2 protein-coding genes are annotated in these 1019 nt (G+C 67.7%); both read left to right on the top strand.

Annotation, left to right across the window (positions count from 1 at the left end; translation table 11 throughout):
• Window positions 1-341: class II aldolase/adducin family protein (locus ACSFA3_RS26260; RefSeq protein ID WP_435508225.1), on the top strand; the 341-nt coding region annotated here is incomplete at its 5' end.
• A 19-nt stretch (window positions 342-360) separates the two neighbouring features.
• A partial coding sequence (locus tag ACSFA3_RS26255; protein WP_435508224.1) for a 2-dehydropantoate 2-reductase occupies window positions 361-1019 on the top strand: 659 nt, incomplete at its 3' end.

Here is a 1019-nt window from a genome sequence, read left to right as displayed (position 1 = left end):
CGTACCACGACTTCGAGGGCATCACCATCCATGCCGACGAGGGCCCGCGCCTGCTCAAGAGCATTGGCGACCGCAACGCGGTGATCCTGCGCAACCACGGCCTGCTGGCCTGGGGGCAGACGCTGCCGCAGACTTTTGCGATTTTGTGGACGCTGCAGCGCGCCTGCGAGATCCAGATGGCGACCTTCTCGATGGGCGCCGCCATTCCGGTGAGCGAGGAAATCGCGCAGCGCTGCACGCGCGACGCGCTGCAGTTCAGCCCCGAGCACGGCGCCGGGCAGGATGTGTTCAATGCGCTCGTCCGCCAGGTGGACCGCATCGACCCTACGTACCGCAACTGAACCCGAAGCGACGGACCCCATGAAGATTTGTATTTACGGCGCCGGCGCGATCGGCGGATGGATCGGCGTCGGCCTCGCGCAAGCGGGCCAACGCCTGAACGTGGTGGCACGCGGCGCCACGCTCGAAGCATTGCAGCGCGACGGCCTCTCTTTGATGCGCGGTGACGTGCGCACGCGCGTGCCCGTCAATGCCGTGGCCGACCCCGAGTCGCTCGGCGTGCAAGACCTGGTGGTCATCGCCGTCAAGGCGCCGGCTTTAGCCGGTGTGGCGGAGCGCATCGGGCCGCTGATCGGCGCCGACACCATCGTGCTGGTCGCGATGAACGGCGTGCCGTGGTGGTTCCTCGAAGGCGGCTTCGGCGGCGAGATCACTGGCCACCGGCTCGCGGCCGTGGACCCCGAAGGCGCCATTGCCAAGGCCATTCCGTCGCGCAACGTGATCGGCTGCGTGGTGCACGCAAGCTGTTCGCTCGACGGGCCGGGCGTGGTGCGGCATCACTTCGGCAACGGGCTGATCGTGGGCGAGCCCTCGGGCGAGGCCACGCCGCGCGTGCAGAAGCTGGTCGAACTGCTTAAGAGCACGGGCATCGACACCACGCTGTCGCCGCAGATCCAGAAGGACGTGTGGTTCAAGCTGTGGGGCAACATGACGGTGAACCCGATCAGCGCGCTGACGGG

It is taken from the genome of Variovorax glucosi, assembly GCF_051216695.1.
Taxonomy (GTDB): Bacteria; Pseudomonadota; Gammaproteobacteria; order Burkholderiales; family Burkholderiaceae_C; genus Variovorax.
This window is presented reverse-complemented; position numbering and strand designations above follow the sequence as displayed.